A 17,335-nucleotide genomic window follows, 5' to 3' on the forward strand; every position below is an offset into this window, starting at 1 on the left:
GAAAAACGCCTGTAAGTTTTGCTTAAATGCTAGAGCCTCTAAGTGTTCAACGAATTAAATATAAGTAAATTATCTCGATAAAAGCGGCTTGCCCCCTTTGTTAATAATGGTGTTAGTGTATAGTTCAACACCAAGTCATTCCTTCCATTATTTCAATACACAGAGAGAACCATGACCGTAAACGTTGACACTCAGTCTTTGATTGCATCAATGCGCGATGTAGTAGGGCAGGCCTATTTGTTAACTGATAAAGCGAAGAAGCAGCCTTACACTAAAGGGTTTCGTTTTGGTGCGGGCGAAGCGCTTGCGGTAGTGCGCCCAGGAACGCTTGTCGAAATTTGGCGTGTGCTTAAGCTGTGTGTTGAAGCCGACGTTGCGGTTATTATGCAGGCGGCCAATACAGGGTTAACGGGTGGCTCTACGCCAGATGGTAAAGATTACGACAGGCCTCTCGTTATTATCAGTACTATGCGTATTGATGATATTCAGTTAGTTGACAACGGAAAGCAGATCGTTGGCTTAGCGGGGAGCACCTTGTTTGGATTGGAAGAGACGCTTGCGCCTTATGGTCGCGAACCTCACTCTGTGATTGGTTCTTCATGTATTGGCGCATCGATCGTGGGGGGAATATGTAACAATTCAGGTGGTGCTTTGGTCAAGCGAGGCCCTGCCTATACTGAATTAGCGCTTTTTGCCCAAATCGACGCTAATGGCAATCTATCTTTGGTAAACAACCTGGGGATTAACCTAGGTAGTGAGCCAGAAGAAATTCTGAATAATCTTGAGAACAAACGTTACAAAGAAGCTGACGTTCAGCACCCTGACGCTCGTGCATCAGACAACGAGTATGATGAACGAGTTCGAGACGTTGATTCAGACACACCTTCGCGCTTCAACAATGACGGCAGAAGACTTCATGAAGCTTCAGGCTGTGCGGGTAAGCTTGCCGTGTTCGCAGTGAGGCTAGACACCTTTCCTATTCCTGAGAAGAAGCAGGTATTTTATGTGGGGTCTAATGACGCCGCCGTGTTTACCAAAGTGCGTCGCGATATTCTTTCTACCTTTAAGAACTTGCCTGACTCGGGTGAGTACCTTCACCGTGACTGCTACGACGTATCCAAGAAATACGGTAAAGATATGTTTATCGTTATCAGCAAGCTTGGCGCCAAATTTATTCCTAAGCTGTTTGCATTTAAGCGCAAATTTGACGCATTTACTGACAAGCTGGGCTTCTTACCCAACAAAATGTCAGATCGCGTTATGCAGTATATGAGCTACGTTTTTCCTAACCACTTGCCTAAGCGAATGGAAGAGTACAGAGACAAGTATCAGCATCATTGGATATTGGAGATGAGCAACGACGGGGTAGATGAGGCCAAAGCCTACCTTGATGCTTTCTTTAAAACCAATGAAGGTAGTTATTTTGAGTGTACAGAAGAAGAAGCTGATAAGGCTATTTTGCATCGCTTTGTTGCTGGTGGCGCGATAGGTCGTTACCACGTGATGCACAGCAAAGACGTGGGCGCTATGATGACCATCGATGTTGCACTTCGCCGTAACGATCCTGACTGGTTTGAAGTGCTGCCTAAAGAAATAGACGACCAGATAGACACAAAACTGTATTACGGCCATTTATTCTGCCACGTAATGCACCAGAATTACGTGTTGAAAAAAGGGGCGGATGCCAAATTGTTAAAGGGTAAAATTCTGGAAACGTTCGATGCGAGAAGCGCTGAATACCCAGCAGAGCACAATGTGGGACACGAGTACTTTGCAAAAGATGCGCTGAAAAACTTTTACCGAGAGTTAGACCCGACCAATAGTTTTAACCCGGGAATAGGCAAAACCACCAAACTTAAAAATTGGGCTGAGCATGATGGAAGTTGTTGTGGTGGGCATCATTAAGCGCAAACAACGCTTCCAGCCACTTGTGCATTGGTAAAAGAGCCATAAAAAATGCAGTGACCCCCAATAGTTGGACTATGCAATTACTGGGGGTCTTTTTAGTGGCCTTGGTGCCAGCGATACTAAAAAGCGAGAGAGTCGAGGTTAAGTTCACTGACTGATTTTGCACCACATAGTGTCATCGCGACATGCATTTCCTGTTTGTACAGGTCGAGTAAGTTCTCTACCCCTTGTTGGCCTTCAGCAGCAAGTGCATAAATAAAAGAGCGCCCTAGTAAAGTACAATCGGCACCTAGTGCCAGCATTCTCACCACGTCCAAGCCGTTACGAATACCTGAGTCTACGAAAATACTTAGATCGCCTTTCACCGCGCTAGCAATCGCTGGAAGAGCCTTAGCGGTTGAAAGCACGCCATCTAGCTGACGACCGCCGTGATTGGACACTACAATGCCTTCTGCGCCAAAACTCAGGGCATCTTTGGCATCTTGTTCAGTTAAAATGCCTTTGATAATCATTGGGCCGTCCCAAAACTCTCTGATCCATTCTAAGTCTTTCCAACTGATAGACGGATCGAAATTGGCGCCTAACCAGCCAATATAGTCTTCCAGCTGGGTCGGTTCGCCACGATAAGTAGAAATATTGCCAAGATCATGAGGCTTACCGAATACGCCTACATCAAATGCCCAACGAGGATGAGTCATCGCTTGCAGTACGCGACGGCTTGCAGCAAATGGCCCACTCATACCGGAGTGTTTATCGCGATAGCGAGCCCCTGGTACAGGCATATCTACGGTAAAAACCAACGTTGTTACACCCGCTGCTTTGGCGCGCTCCAGAACATTCTTCATAAAGCCGCGATCGCGAAGCACATAGAGCTGAAACCACATTGGACGTTCAATGGCTGGTGCGACTTCTTCAATAGGACATACTGACACCGTCGACATGGTAAACGGGATGCCTTTGTTTGCTGCCGCTTTAGCAGCTTGCACTTCGCCACGTCGCGCATACATTCCGGTTAATCCCACGGGAGCAAGGGCAATAGGTAAAGCCAATTGTTCACCAAAGACCGTTGTAGAAAGGTCAAGCGACGACATATTTCTCAGCACTTGCTGCTTTAATGCAATGTCAGCCAAGTCAGTTTCATTGCGTTTAAGTGTATGCTCTCGATAGGCACCACCATCAATGTAGTGAAATAGGAACGGCGGTAATATTTTTTGCGCAGCGCGTCGATAATCAGTCGGCGATGAAATAATCATGTCTTTAATCGATTGTAATTAACTTGATAAAAATATAACGTTTCTCGCCTTAGGGATATACGGCAACAATGAAATTTATCTTTTCCAAAAGTGAAGTAATAACGTGAGAGCAGACGATTTAATTCTCTTTGCACAAATTGCGGAGATGGGCAGTTTTAGCAAAGTGGCAGAGGCGAACAACATTACCAACTCGGTAGTCAGTAAGCGAATAGCAAAGCTTGAAAAAGAGCTGGGAACGCAGCTTTTGTATCGCACTACTCGCAAACTCACGCTTACCGAAGCGGGTCAAGCTTTGAAGCAAGGCGCCATGAATGTAAAGGCGTCCACGCAGGAAGCTATCGACACAATTTCTGGATACAGTGAACAAATATCCGGACACATTAAGATGTCGGTTCCAACGATTTCGGGCGATTTACTGTTAGCCGATGCGGTAGCTGAGTTTTGTACACTTCATCCAGGGTTAAGCGTTGATATGTCTCTGGATAATCGATTTGTAAATTTAGTCGAGGAAGGGTTTGATCTTGTTATTCGAACGGGATATTTGGAAGACTCAAGTCTGATCGCACGGCACTTTTTAGATTCCCATTGGGTGGTTTGCACATCGCCGGATTACATTAGACGAAAGGGCAGGCCCAAAGCACCTGAGGATTTGAGCTTTCACAACTGTTTGTTGTATTCCTACCACACATCCGGCGCAAGGGAGTGGGAGTTTACGTCGTCTCAAGGCAGTTACACCATCACCGTAGATGGCGCATTTTCAAGTGATAATGCAGGGGCGCTTCGCAAAGCAGCTCTTGCTGGTAGAGGTATTGCCTACGTACCTAAATGTTTGGTATTCGAAGATTTATGTAATGGAACACTGGTCGATTTGTTTCCAGAGCGGGTAGGTAAGGTGTTAGGCGTTTATGCCGTTTATCCTTACAGCCGCCAGCCATCTCGAAAAATTAAGCTGTTAATTGAACATATCAGGCAGCGCTATTTATCTATGTCTGATTATTTTTGATACGCCAGAGGCAATCACGCCCGTTAATCTCTTTTTTCAGAGCAGGTCCTTGCCGCTTAGAGCGCCTTATTTACTTGAAGTCACAGTCTGTAGCGCCAAGAAAAGAATATATCTGGGTAATTATCTGAACCAAAGCAAATCCTCACTAGTAGAAAAAAGCAGCTTTTAAGTTTTCGCAGGGTTTCAACTTACCTGTCAGTGAAAAGGGATTTGCTATGAAAGGCCAAGTAAACAACTCCACCATTCTTCTTCCTGTATTTCTCCCCGCCGTCGTCATTATTTTGCTTCTGGTGATCGGAACCATCAGCAACCCCGAACTTGCCGGCGACGCCTTCGACAGTACATTGGCATGGATTACAGAAACCTTTGGTTGGTTTTACATGTTGTCGGTCGCTATCTTTTTGGTATTCATTGTATCGGTAGCATCATCTAGCTGGGGGAACATAAAGTTGGGGCCCGATCATGCAGAGCCTCAATATAGCTTTCCCGAATGGTTTTCTATGTTGTTCTCAGCAGGCTACGGCGTAGCGCTGCTCTACTTTGGCGTAGCAGAGCCTGTTCTACACTATTCTTCACCGCCTGCAGGAGCAGCTGAAACTGTTGATGCGGCGAAACAAGCCATGCAAATCGCATTTTTTCATTGGGGCTTTCACATCTGGGCGATCTACGGGCTAGTCGGTTTGGTTCTTGCCTATTTTGCTTTTCGACATGGCTTGCCCTTGTCTATCCGTTCGGCTTTGTATCCGCTGATAGGGGATAAAATTTATGGCCCTATAGGTCATGCGGTAGATGTATTCGCCATTCTCGGTACATTATTTGGTATCGCCACTACACTCGGACTATCAGTTACACAGATCAATGCGGGGCTTAACTATCTTTCTGGCGATATCCCCATTGATATCATGGTGCAGGTAGGCACCATTGCTATCGTAACCATTGCCGCAACAATATCGGTCATCGCGGGCATGGATAAGGGCATTAAAAGGCTATCAATTCTTAATATGGTTCTGGCTGTATCGCTTATGAGTACCGTTTTTATCTTCGGAGAAACGGTTCATATTTTAGAAACCTTTTTACAGAACACAGGAAGTTATATCAACGGCATCATTGAGCGCACCTTTAATCTTCAGGCCTACAGTCGCAGCGATTGGATTGGCAACTGGACGCTGTTTATTTTTGGCTGGACCATCGCTTGGGCGCCGTTTGTAGGCATGTTTATCGCCAAAATAAGTCGAGGCAGAACCATTAGGCAGTTTGTTTTTGGTGTAATGCTTGTGCCTACCATGTTCACCTTCCTTTGGTTTTCCGTGTTTGGCGACACCGCGCTAAATGCCATTATGAACCAAGGTGTTACTACACTCATTAGCGATGTGCAGGAAAACGAAGCGGTTGCCTTATTTAAGCTCTATGACTTGCTACCTGGCGCGTCAATCATGTCAGGCTTGACCGTGTTATTGATCATTACGTTCTTTGTGACGTCATCAGATTCAGGGTCGTTGGTTATCGATTCTCTTGCTTCTGGTGGTAAAGAAGAAAGCCCGGTTTGGCAGCGTATATTCTGGGCGTGTCTGGAAGGAACCGTTGCTGCAGTGTTGCTGTTGGCTGGTGGACTGAATGCCCTGCAAACGATGACCATTGCGAGCGCCTTACCATTCGCCTTCATTATGCTAGCGTCTGCAGCAGGTCTATGGCGTGCGCTTGTCATTGAAGGCTACCGAAACAACAGTTTGAAGGCGAATACGCTTAATAGAAACCACGGTCGCTCGACTAGCCTAAAAGGCCGACTCGCAGCAATGGTCGATTACCCAAGCCGAAGTGAGGTGCATGAGTTTATTGATAAAACTGTGATTGCAGCGATGAAAGACGTACAAGCTGCTTTGAAAGCGAGAGAGTGGGAGGCGTTTGTTAAGCTTGATGAGGAAACGGGAAGGGCCACCTTCACTGTTGAGCGTCACGATCACATGGATTTTATCTACGATATTCGTATGACTGAATATTTAGTGCCAGGGTTTAGCTACGCAGAGCTGCGTTCAGAAGAAGATGAGTCGGAAAAATATTTTCGCGCTGAAGTATTCCTTCGCCGCGGAGGGCAAGCTTACGATATTTACGGATATGACAAAGAGAGTATTACTAAGGACATCTTAGATCAGTTCGAAAGTTATCTTCACTTCCTCGATACCAGCCCAGGCGAACTGCCTTGGGAAATGGATGCGTATGATGACATGTTGACGCAGCCTAAAGAGTAAACAATCCACAGGGGCTTAGGTTGAAGGGAAAGCAAGGCTGCTTTCCCTTATTTATCCCCTAATTAATTACTTACTTAGAAGTAGTTAGCAATTTGGTTAATAACCGCATTTACTGCGCGGTAAGCATTAGATTCGTTTTCAACGCCACAGGCTTGGCCATTACAGCCTGACCAGTAAGGGTCAGAGAAATAGTCTAGCTGGGTGGCACTACCGAACGCCTGAGGATAGGCCATGATAGTTGAGAAGTTATTATCAACGCCGTGACCGATACCATCATCATATACACCGCCTACTGAACCTTGGCGAACAGAGTGGCCTAAGCCCATGTTGTGACCGAGTTCATGAACAAATGTGGACAGACCGCAATCAAAGGCGCTGATGCTGTACATGCGGCTTTGCGAGCTAGAGTACAGTGTACCGTTGTTGCCTTGACCTACCCAGCCAATGCCGCACACGTAACCCACTAGCTGACCGCCTTCATAAATGTTTTCACGATTACCTAAAAGCACAACCATGTCTGCGCCGTTTGAAGATCGTGCGTTTTGCACACCACTGCTATCAGTTAACAAGTCTAGCGCACTTTCGGTAGGTCGAAGGTCGCTAGATGTAGCAGCAGAAGACTGAGCGCCCACTAAACGCAACTGTAAATCTACCGCATTATTTTGATAAACACGGTTGGCGTGTGAGATGTATTGGTTAATTTTAGTGTCGATATTAGACACATTATTTGCAGCAGGTTGGGTGTAAAGCACCATTACATCGATGGTGGCTGCTGTTACTGATGTTGCACAAAGCAGTGAAACTGCCATTGCCGTTAAACACTTAAATGTGTGTTTCATTTTTATTTCCTTCTTGTTGTTTTATTTGAGCTTGTTGAATTTCCTGTGAAGCTCAACAGGCACTAGGGGATTAGTTTTGGCGGAGATCGAAGACTTCTTCAGCGTTGTCGTCGCTAAGCGGGCGTTCGCTGTCGGGTTCACGTTCGATGTGGTTTTGCATCATTGAAGACTTTGGTGCGATCCACGCGTATTTATCATTGCCTTCAAGCACAAACACGTCGCGAGGCGTGGCTAAGTTTCCGTAGGTGGCGTTTTCGCCAAGCGTTATAACGGCGGCGTAGAGAGAGCCCGCACCTGGGATGTGGGCCTCTACGGTACGATCGCCGTTTGGATGAGTGACAACGTGGTCAACTTCACCGGTGTAACTGCCACCGAACTGTGGGATGTATAAATCGAGATACTCGCCAACTTCTACCGTCATTAATTCTTCACGATCAAGCTCAATGTAAGCTTCATCGGTTACGTCAGCGGGAATATAGCCTTCTGCTTCAAGTACCTTTTTGCCATCTTCTGATGTTGTCCAGACGATGGTGTCTTTCTCTGATTTACCGTTAGTAGTAGTTGTAGCCTGAGCTTTTAGCTCGGCTTCATTTTTTGGTTTGAAATTATCGACACCTGTCGATAACACTTTGCCGTTTCGTTGCCTTTCAACAGCGTTTTCTTTACCAACAGGTTTTGTCTCAGCATTCGCCGCTGCTACCTCTTTTTTGCCCGAGGGGGCTGTATCGATAAAGGCGAAAATACAACCAATAGCTACAATTGCCGTCGAAGCGGCAACAATACGCTTTTTCATAGTGTGTTCCTTTTATTTTTACTTACTGAATTTAGGAAATTGAACGTTAGAAATTAGCGACACTCTGCTTCTCAAAGCGCGCTCTAAGTGAGCGATATAGAGAACCAATGTGTTTAGTGAAATTGCTTAGTGAATTAAGTAAGTCATTAAAACGTATAATATTTTCACGGTTATAAAAGTATCGCTTTGCATAAGGGTGTATAAAATTTAGCCCTTTAATGCAGTGTAAATTTCTTAGGCTAAATACGGGACTGCAAGATGTAGACCGAACGCCGAATTGGCTCGTTTTGACCATGTGAGTGAGAACGAATAGCCACCTAAAAATGGCTTCTGGATGATGAAAAGGGAACACCAAATAACAAAGGAACAATTCCGCTTGGTAAGGGAGCTTGCGAGGTAACAACAGCGCAAAAACAAGCGGGATAGGAGGGAAAAGATAAAAAAGAGCGAGTAAAATCCTTTACTCGCTCAGTAAGAAGGCCACCTCTTCTGAGGGAAAGTAGCCGTCGGAGAACTGTTGGTTTTCTCTTATGCTAGTCGGTTGATTATTGAAGAGAAATCCATCCCTGCATTGCCTTCTTCGCAATGCATTTCAAACCACTTTGCAGCAAGCTCACCCATAGGTACTTGCGCGTTGACGCCCTTCGCACCCTGCATGGCCAGCCCCAAGTCTTTGAGCATAAGCGCCGAAGCGAAACCGCCAGCAAAATCGTTATCAGCAGGGCTTTGTGGCCCTACACCTTTTACAGGGCAGTAGGTGGTCATTGACCATGTCTGTCCCGAGGCATTTGACGCGATATCGAAGAACACTTGCGCATCTAAGCCAAGTTTTTGTGCCAGCTGGAAGCTTTCACACGTCGCAATCATGGTCGCGCCAAGTAACATGTTGTTACAAATCTTTGCTGCTTGTCCCGCACCATGGCCGCCCGCATGGACGATTTTTTTGCCCATTGCGCTAAGTACACCATGGGCTTTGTCAAAGGCATCAGCGTCGCCACCCACCATAAACGTGAGTGTGCCGCCTGCAGCCGCTGCAACACCACCAGAAACTGGCGCATCCAGCATTTTAAGGCCTTTTTTCTCAGCTAATTCTGACACACTCTTCGCCGTTTCTACGTCGATGGTGGAGCAATCAATAAGCAAGGTGCCTTCGCGGACAGAAGCCAAGATCTGATTTGAATAGATATCTTTTACGTGCTTGCCTGCTGGTAACATAGTAATAACGATGTCGGCCTCAGCAGCAGCTTGCTCGGTACTTTGCGCAATAGTGCAGCCTGCTTCTTTGGCTTTGGCCAGTGCCGCTTCGCTTAAGTCAAAAGCCAATACGTTGTAATCGTTCTTAACTAGGTTATCTGCCATCCCTGAGCCCATATTACCTAGGCCAATAAATGCAACTGTGGTCATAATAGTCTCCTCACTTAGCCCATGGTTGGAATAACAAAGGCGTTGTCGTTCGTATCTGAGCCATCAGGCCAGCGCTGCGTAATGGTCTTAACCTTGGTCCAGAATTTCACCCCTTCCATACCGTGCTGGTTGGTATCACCAAATGCAGAGCGTTTCCAGCCCCCAAAAGTGTGGTAAGCAACTGGCACTGGAATAGGTACATTAATCCCTACCATGCCCACGTTTACACGTTGCGCAAATTCGCGCGCCGCATGGCCGTTACGGGTGTACATAGCAACACCGTTACCGTATTGATGATCACTTGCTAAGTTAACCGCTTCGTTGAAATCTTTCGCGCGCACCATTTGAAGCACTGGACCAAAAATCTCCTCTTGGTATGAGCGCATGTCTTTGGTCACGTGGTCGAAGAACGTTGGGCCGATGAAGTAGCCTTGACTGTCGTCTGGGATCTGACTGGTTCTGCCGTCGTAAACAAGCTCAGCACCTTCTTCTATGCAAAGGTCGATATAGCCTTCAACGCGCTCTTTGTGAGCAGCAGTAACCACAGGGCCATAATGAGCGTTAGGATCTTCACTATGACTTACCATAATGTCTTTAATAGCCGGAATAAGCTTGGCTTTCAGTTTCTCAGCGGTTTCATCGCCCACTGGAACGACAACCGGTAGCGCCATACAGCGTTCACCGGCACTGCCGTATGCAGCACCAACTAAGTCGGTTACCACCTGATCTAGATCTGCATCAGGCATTACAATGCCGTGGTTTTTCGCGCCGCCCATAGCTTGAACGCGCTTACCTGCACGAGCGCCACGCTCGTACACGTAATTAGCGATATCAGATGAGCCTACAAAGCTCACCGCCTTAATAGTTTGATGATCTAAAATACCATCAACCACTTCTTTGTTACCGTGTACAACGTTAAGTACACCTGCAGGAAGGCCTGCTTCAATCATAAGCTTTGCCAGTTCAACAGGTACTGACGGATCGCGCTCTGATGGCTTTAAAATGAACGCGTTACCGCAGGCAATTGCCACACCGAACATCCACATTGGGATCATGGCCGGGAAGTTAAATGGCGTAATACCTGCCACTACACCAAGTGCTTGGCGCATGGAGTACACATCGATTCCTGGGCCTGCGCCTTCGGTATATTCACCTTTTTGTGCATGAGGGATTCCACAGGCAAACTCGATAACTTCAAGGCCACGCTGAATATCACCTTGCGCATCAACCAACACTTTACCGTGCTCGCTTGATAATAGTGCCGCTAAGCGATCGCGGTTTGCTTCAACCAACTCTTTAAACTTGAACATAACACGAGCGCGTCGTTGAGGATTTGTTGCTGCCCACTCAACCTGTGCAGCTTGGGCTGTTTCAATTGCATAGGCCAAAGTTGAAGTGTTAGCCAAGCTTACTTCAGCCTGTACTTCACCGGTGTTAGGCGCAAATACCGACGCGGTATTCTCGCTGCTATCCTCAAAATCTTTACCTGCAATAAAGTGAACAATCTTTCTCATGACATAGCTCCTGTAATTTTTAACAATATTGAAACCTTGTGTTTGCAAAGGCAATACATATACTTGCAGTATGGTGCTGTAAAAATGCAGGTGTTTAAGTGAATTGGGATGACATGCGTTTGTTTCTTGGTTTGGCAAGAAATGGTCGTGTAGCTATTGCAGCTAAAGGCTTGAAGGTAGACCCTACGACATTAATTCGTCGTGTAAAAAAACTGGAGGACTCATTAAATTGCAAGTTGTTCGAGCTAACTAAAAAGGGGTATGTGCTTACCACCCATGGCAGTGAGCTAGTTACGTATATTGAAAAAGCAGAGCATTACTTTCTAGAGGCACAAAATGAATTAGGTGATGAACGCTCGCATTTGGCAGGTACGATCAGAGTGAGTGTTTCTGAAGGTTTCGGTAGCTGGTTTTTGGCGCCTTTACTACCCGATTTTAAAAAGCAGTATCCGGGGATCAGTATTGAGCTTGTGGCAACCAGCGGCTTTTTAAACCTGAACAAACGAGAAGCCGATATGGCTATCTTGTTAGAAAAGCCCAGTAAAGGCTTGCTGGTTACACAAAAATTAACTGACTATAACCTTTATCTTTATACCCACCAGTCCCTTATCAGCGACAACGAACCACGAACATTACAAGAGCTCACCGCCTTCAATTTAGTGAGTTACGTGCCCGATTTGGTTTACGCTCCTCAATTAAAGTTCATTGAAGAGACTGCTTTGTCACAGTTAAGTGCGCTTCGCAGCACCAGTATTAATGCGCAATATCAAATGCTTGTAAATGGCGCAGGGGTAGGCATTTTACCTAAATTTATGGCTGAAACTCAGCCAGGCTTAGTTCGACTCATTGAAAACGAGATTCATATTAAGCGTACATTCTGGCTGGCCACACACAAAGAGACTCATTCTCAAGCACGCTTTCAGGTATTTACAAAATGGCTTACAGATAAAGTTACGCAATACCATTCAAAATTTCTCGACTAAAAAATTAGACGTTTATCTACTGTCTTTTGCAGGGTAAATATGTAAAAAATAGCGTAGCAGCGTCGAAAAACTCGCCACGCATTAATACAAGTGGCTGAATGTGGTCTAGGCTTTAATAAATTAGGCCGACACGTCCTAGTTAAAAGGACATTGTCTAGCGAACCGTTTGCTAAACCTTGTGTAGATTAATCAAATTATCGTTAAGGCAAGGTTAGTTACTGCCGATAAACGGCATATTACTGTAATTCTCTGTCAGGGAAGGCCCTATGTTCAATAAACACTTAGTGAAAGAAAACGAAGCGCTTCGCGAGGAGCTACATATACTCAAGCAAGTGCGAGATGGCTTGCGCGAAGAAATGATCTTTCTCAACCTTAATGAGCGTGGTGAAATTGAAGCCGTCAACGAGATGTTCGAGAAAGAGCTAGGTTACTCACTCTCTCAAGTGAAAGGGCATCGCTTCTTTGAATTTGTTCCCGAGATTGCCAGAAACACGCCTCACTTTAAAAAGCTGAAAGATTCTATCGAGCAGCGTGTTCATTACTGGGGGGCGATTGAGTTTCTTCGTGAAAATGGTGAAGAAGCGTGGTTAAGGGGCGTAGTTGAACCTATTTTTGACGGAAAAGGGAATATTCACAAATTCTCAGTTAACCTCAACGACCTCACGCGCACTATAGCCAACTCGAAAGAACACGAAGATTTGGTGGCCGCACTACATAAGTCAAATGCAGCGATTGAATTCGATTTGAACGGCAATATTCAAGACGCAAACGAAGCTTTCCTAAAAACCGTTAAGTACAGCCTTAATGACATTAAAGGTCAGCATCATAGAATCTTCTGTGATACCGAGTATGCAAATTCGCGCGAATATAAAACGTTTTGGGAACGACTTGCTCAGGGTGAATTCGTCGCAGGAAGATTTGAACGCTTCGACGCTCACGGCAACACTATTTGGCTGGAAGCCACCTACAACCCGATTTGTGATTCTCACGGTCGTATGTATAAAGTGGTTAAGCTGGCTACTGATATTACTGAGCAGGTGGCACGAGAAAATGCCGTGTCCAGTGCTGCTGATATCGCCTACCGTTCTTCAAACACTACGGATCAAATCGCCACGCGAGGAAAGGAAGTCATTAGCGAACTGCTTTCTGAAATGTCTTCGCTGTCGCAGCAAATGGATAGGGCAAAAGAGGGGATTAATGCGTTGGACGCTCAGTCTCAACAAATTGCCACTATTATCGGAAGTATCAGTGCTATTGCCGAACAAACCAACTTGCTTGCTCTAAATGCTGCGATTGAGGCGGCGCGTGCTGGCGATCAGGGGCGAGGTTTCGCTGTAGTTGCTGACGAGGTGCGTCAATTAGCATCACGTACAACCGAAGCCACAGAAGAAATCATCAATGTGGTTAAACACAACCAGACATTGGCCACCGACGCAGTGAACTTGGTTAATGAAGGTGATGAAAAGGCGCAATCAGGGCTCAATTACGCCAGAGAGGCGGGTGAAGTTATCGAACAAATTCAAGACGGTGCAAAAGAAGTCGTTGATGCAGTAGGCCAATTCAGCAGTCGACTGGGAAGCTAGTAGCACAGAGAAACAGGCTTACCGATAAGTGTAAACAGTCTAAGTTCTTACCAAATAAAACATTGCTCAAAACAGAATTCATCCTACCTTGGTAGGATGAATTCGCCCCTATTGCAGGATGTGCTTTTTAACGTAGCCTGTATAGCATAACCCTGTAATAAAAGGCTTGCAGGGGCGGTTATGTCAGGTTTTACGAAAATATCTACAGCTATAGTGGCCGTATTCATTGGCTGCTTTTTGGTTTTTACCTGTCTGGTCTACTTCCACATACAAGATAACATTGAGGAAGAGATGACGGGCGCGCTTAATCAAGTGCGAGAAATGGTCAACCTCAATTTCCCTGTTGCTGATATCGAAGCGATTGTAGAGCCTAGCCCTCACTTATCCGCCCATTATTTCACGGGGCGCCTTCAGGCAGAGCAGACCTCAGTGATGCCGACAACCGAACGTACTGCACTCACACCTGTTATCATCCCAATTCAGGAAAATCAGTATCTTATTGTTACGCCTTTTGATGCTACTGAACTCACCCAGAATCTCACTTTTTTTGCCTTGGTGGCGGGACTGTTTTTCGCAACCTTTGTCCTGTTGCTGTTTACGTTAAAAGTGGCGGTTAAGCAAAGGTTAGTGCCGCTAAATCAGCTCGCTGACGCGTTATCTGAGCTACGAGAAGGCAAGGAATCACAGCCCCTGCCACATTCAGATATCACCGAAATGAACAGGGTATTAGACCAATTTAAGCATCTGCAAAATGCACTTAAATCAAAAGAAAAGCAGCTCATAAAAATAGATAAGCAGTTAGCCCTTCTTCAAGAGCAAGAGCGTAATTACCTTGCCAGAGAGCTTCACGATAATGTGGGGCAGTTGCTGACCACGATAAAAGCCCACGCTTATATTCTGGTTAACGCAAAAGAGCGATCTGTTGTTGAACTGTCGGCGCAGAAGGTTCAAGTGATGTCACATCAAATAAGCGATGCAATTAGAAAACTCACTGCTCACCTACACCCGCTTGTTTTAGATAGAGTCTCTCTTCAGTCGTCGCTTGAGCGACTGGTGTACGAACAAGAAGTAGCACAGCCCGATACGCAGTGGGACGTGTCAATTAATCTAAAGCGCTATCAAGAAGATAATGAGCGAGATATTCATCTTTACCGATTTGCTCAAGAAGCCATTAACAACGTGATTAAGCATGCGAAGGCCACCAAGGTTAGCATTCAAATTTATGGCGATACTCACCGTGTTTCTGTGATGGTCAAAGACAACGGTCGGGGATTAGGGAACCACATTGTAGAAAATATTGGCATGTCTTCAATGCGCAGCCGAGCACGTTGTATAGGAGCAAATTGCAGTGTGACGTCACCCGATGATGGCGGCGTTGCTGTATCGCTGTCCCTTACCCTTAAAAAAATGCCTCCTCTTATGGGCGCTAACGTCGCATGAATATTCTAATTGTCGACGACCACGCTGTGGTGCGTGAAGGATACAAGGCTTTACTCAATGCGATGATGCCCGATTGCCGTATTTTTGATGCTGAAAACGGCGCGCAAACCCATCGTTTATTAGCCAGTAGTGACATTGAGATCTTAATCCTCGACATAAACCTTTCAAATGAAAGTGGCCTTGTTTTAGCCAAGATTTTTTTGAAGCGACATCCAGATTTAAAAATTATCTTTTTCAGTATGTTCGAAGACAGCGTCATATTGCACCGCGCCATGCAGACCGGTGCTATGGGGTACATCAGTAAAAGTAGTTCGCCTGAAATATTGATCTCGGCAATTAAGGTCGTCGCAAAAGGGCAAAAGTATATTGAGCGAGGCCTGGCGGTAAATTTAGCCAATCAACTTCTCGATACCAACGTGGACATTGCTGCCAAATTAACAAAACGTGAGTTCGAGATATTTATTGCGATAGCGATGAATAAATCCCGCTTCGATATTGCTGATGAGTTGGGCCTATCGGCTAAGACTGTCTCCAACGCACTTACCGTCATTAAGCGAAAGCTCGACGCGGTGCCCTCCCAATTTTCAGCCATTGCGGCTAAACACGGTTATATCGGTGATGCAGAGTTTTCAGCGTCTCAATCGGTGTCTTTTGTCGAGAAGAGTGAGAAGTAGCCATAGGTTTCCCCTCCTAAAGTAGGAGTCAAATCGGTCTATCGCATCATGGTAGGTACAACGTAAAAGTACCATTATCAAACTACACAACAAACCAAGTTAGTGCGCGTGGTACGCGCAAAGTTATCAAAAGGTACTTCTTATGATTTATGCAAAGCCAGGTAGTGAAGGTTCGGTCGTAAGCTTCAAAGAAAGCTACGGTAATTTTATCAATGGCGAATGGGTAGCACCGGTTAAAGGTGAGTACTTCACCGCAACATCTCCAGTAGACGGCAGCGACATCGCACAAATCCCACGCTCAACATCTGAAGACATTGAGCTTGCGTTAGATGCCGCTCACGCTGCGAAAAAGGGCTGGGCAGATACGTCAGTAGCTGAGCGTTCTAACATTCTTCTGAAAATAGCCGATCGCATTGAAGAAAACCTAGAGCTACTTGCCGTTGCGGAAACATGGGACAATGGTAAAGCCGTTCGCGAAACGCTTAATGCAGACATTCCGCTGTGCGCAGACCACTTCCGTTATTACGCAGGCTGTATTCGAAGCCAAGAAGGCACCATCGGTGAAATTGATAAAAACACGGTGGCGTATCACTTCCACGAACCTTATGGTGTTGTTGGGCAAATCATTCCATGGAACTTCCCGCTACTTATGGCTGCATGGAAACTTGCGCCAGCACTTGTTACCGGTAACGTAGTGGTGCTAAAGCCAGCAGAACAAACGCCAGTATCTATCTTATTGTTCGCCGAACTAATCCAAGACCTACTGCCACCGGGTGTACTAAACATCGTTAACGGGTTCGGGGCAGAAGCCGGACAGGCTCTTGCAACAAGCACAAGAATCGCAAAAATTGCGTTTACTGGCTCTACACCTGTTGGCGGACATATCCTTCGCTGTGCTGCTGAAAACCTTATTCCATCTACCGTTGAGCTTGGCGGCAAGTCACCAAACTTATTCTTCCCAGACATCATGAATCACGAGCCTGAATTTATTGATAAGTGTGCGGAAGGTTTAGTGCTTGGATACTTCAACCAAGGTGAAGTATGTACGTGTCCTTCTCGAGCGATTATTCACGAAGACATCTATGATGCATTCATGGAAAAAGTGTTGGAAAAAATTCAGAAGATCAAACGTGGCAACCCACTAGACACAGACACCATGGTAGGTGCACAGGCATCTAATGAGCAGTTCGAAAAGATCCTTAAATACATCGATATCGGTAAGTCAGAAGGGGCTCAGGTTGTCACTGGTGGTGAGAAAGAGCAGCTACCTGGCTTTGATGGAGGCTACTACATTCAGCCGACTATCTTGAAGGGTGAAAACCACATGCGTGTGTTCCAGGAAGAGATTTTTGGTCCGGTAATCGCTGTTCAAACCTTCAAAACCGAAGAAGAGGCGATTGAGATTGCCAATAATACAAGCTTCGGACTTGGCGCTGGTGTATGGAGCCGCGATGCGAATGTAGCATTCCGCGTGGGTCGAGCGATTGAAGCAGGTCGCGTATGGACGAACTGTTATCACTTGTATCCAGCTCACGCTGCGTTTGGCGGCTACAAGAAATCGGGCATTGGCCGCGAAACCCACAAGATGATGCTAGATCACTACCAGCAGACAAAAAATCTATTGGTAAGCTACGACATCAACCCACTTGGTTTCTTCTAAGTAAACCTGAGGGCGGCGCCTACCGCCGCCCGCTA

13 protein-coding genes are annotated in these 17,335 nt (G+C 45.9%); 8 read left to right on the forward strand and 5 right to left on the reverse strand.

From position 1 onward, the window contains the following. Positions 1 to 171 precede the first annotated feature (171 nt). The gene (gene dld, locus AWH61_RS07865; protein ID WP_014977383.1) at positions 172 to 1,905 is read left to right on the forward strand and encodes a D-lactate dehydrogenase; all 1,734 of its coding nucleotides are present in this window, start codon (positions 172 to 174) and stop codon (positions 1,903 to 1,905) included. Between the two features lie 122 nt (positions 1,906 to 2,027). Here the strand turns inward: dld and lldD are convergent, their stop codons facing one another. Beyond that, positions 2,028 to 3,161, reverse strand: a complete 1,134-nt coding sequence (gene lldD, locus AWH61_RS07870) for an FMN-dependent L-lactate dehydrogenase LldD (protein WP_015068029.1) — start codon at positions 3,159 to 3,161, stop codon at positions 2,028 to 2,030. 103 nt (positions 3,162 to 3,264) lie between these two features. Between lldD and AWH61_RS07875 the strand changes: the two genes are divergently transcribed. Together AWH61_RS07875 and AWH61_RS07880 are read left to right on the forward strand one after the other, a co-directional pair. Next, complete coding sequence (locus AWH61_RS07875) at positions 3,265 to 4,164, forward strand: LysR family transcriptional regulator (RefSeq protein ID WP_014950694.1); 900 nt, start codon at positions 3,265 to 3,267, stop codon at positions 4,162 to 4,164. Between the two features lie 215 nt (positions 4,165 to 4,379). Continuing rightward, positions 4,380 to 6,410: a BCCT family transporter gene (locus AWH61_RS07880; RefSeq protein WP_075176725.1), complete on the forward strand. Its 2,031-nt coding sequence runs from the start codon at positions 4,380 to 4,382 to the stop codon at positions 6,408 to 6,410. Between the two features lie 74 nt (positions 6,411 to 6,484). Here AWH61_RS07880 and AWH61_RS07885 read toward each other — a convergent pair whose 3' ends face one another. From AWH61_RS07885 to AWH61_RS07900, 4 genes are all read right to left on the reverse strand, one after another. Further along, positions 6,485 to 7,249: a zinc-dependent metalloprotease family protein gene (locus tag AWH61_RS07885; RefSeq protein ID WP_075176726.1), complete on the reverse strand. Its 765-nt coding sequence runs from the start codon at positions 7,247 to 7,249 to the stop codon at positions 6,485 to 6,487. 70 nt (positions 7,250 to 7,319) lie between these two features. Then, a complete protein-coding gene (locus AWH61_RS07890) occupies positions 7,320 to 8,042 on the reverse strand; it encodes a lipocalin/fatty-acid binding family protein (protein WP_075176727.1) in 723 nt (240 codons plus the stop codon). Positions 8,043 to 8,570: 528 nt separating this feature from the next. After that, positions 8,571 to 9,446, reverse strand: a complete 876-nt coding sequence (mmsB, locus tag AWH61_RS07895; protein WP_014950690.1) for a 3-hydroxyisobutyrate dehydrogenase — start codon at positions 9,444 to 9,446, stop codon at positions 8,571 to 8,573. A gap of 14 nt (positions 9,447 to 9,460) precedes the next feature. After that, positions 9,461 to 10,960, reverse strand: a complete 1,500-nt coding sequence (locus AWH61_RS07900) for a CoA-acylating methylmalonate-semialdehyde dehydrogenase (protein WP_020744244.1) — start codon at positions 10,958 to 10,960, stop codon at positions 9,461 to 9,463. Between the two features lie 98 nt (positions 10,961 to 11,058). On the opposite strand from AWH61_RS07900, the gene AWH61_RS07905 reads away from it, so the two are divergent. From AWH61_RS07905 to exaC, 5 genes are all read left to right on the forward strand, one after another. Beyond that, entirely contained in the window at positions 11,059 to 11,943 is an 885-nt protein-coding gene (locus AWH61_RS07905) for a LysR family transcriptional regulator (RefSeq protein WP_014950688.1), read from the forward strand. Between the two features lie 266 nt (positions 11,944 to 12,209). After that, positions 12,210 to 13,526, forward strand: a complete 1,317-nt coding sequence (locus tag AWH61_RS07910; protein WP_014950687.1) for a methyl-accepting chemotaxis protein — start codon at positions 12,210 to 12,212, stop codon at positions 13,524 to 13,526. 180 nt (positions 13,527 to 13,706) lie between these two features. Beyond that, a complete protein-coding gene (locus AWH61_RS07915; protein ID WP_075176728.1) occupies positions 13,707 to 14,966 on the forward strand; it encodes a sensor histidine kinase in 1,260 nt (419 codons plus the stop codon). Continuing rightward, positions 14,963 to 15,640, forward strand: coding sequence for a response regulator transcription factor (locus AWH61_RS07920; protein ID WP_039223530.1), 678 nt, complete (start codon positions 14,963 to 14,965; stop codon positions 15,638 to 15,640). Before AWH61_RS07915 ends, AWH61_RS07920 begins: the two co-directional genes overlap by 4 nt. A gap of 142 nt (positions 15,641 to 15,782) precedes the next feature. After that, positions 15,783 to 17,300 (forward strand): acetaldehyde dehydrogenase ExaC, encoded by a 1,518-nt coding sequence (gene exaC, locus AWH61_RS07925; RefSeq protein ID WP_014950684.1) that lies wholly within the window; start codon positions 15,783 to 15,785, stop codon positions 17,298 to 17,300. Positions 17,301 to 17,335: the final 35 nt, after the last annotated feature.

This window comes from Alteromonas sp. W12 (genome assembly GCF_001924945.1).
Lineage (GTDB): Bacteria > Pseudomonadota > Gammaproteobacteria > Enterobacterales > Alteromonadaceae > Alteromonas > Alteromonas macleodii.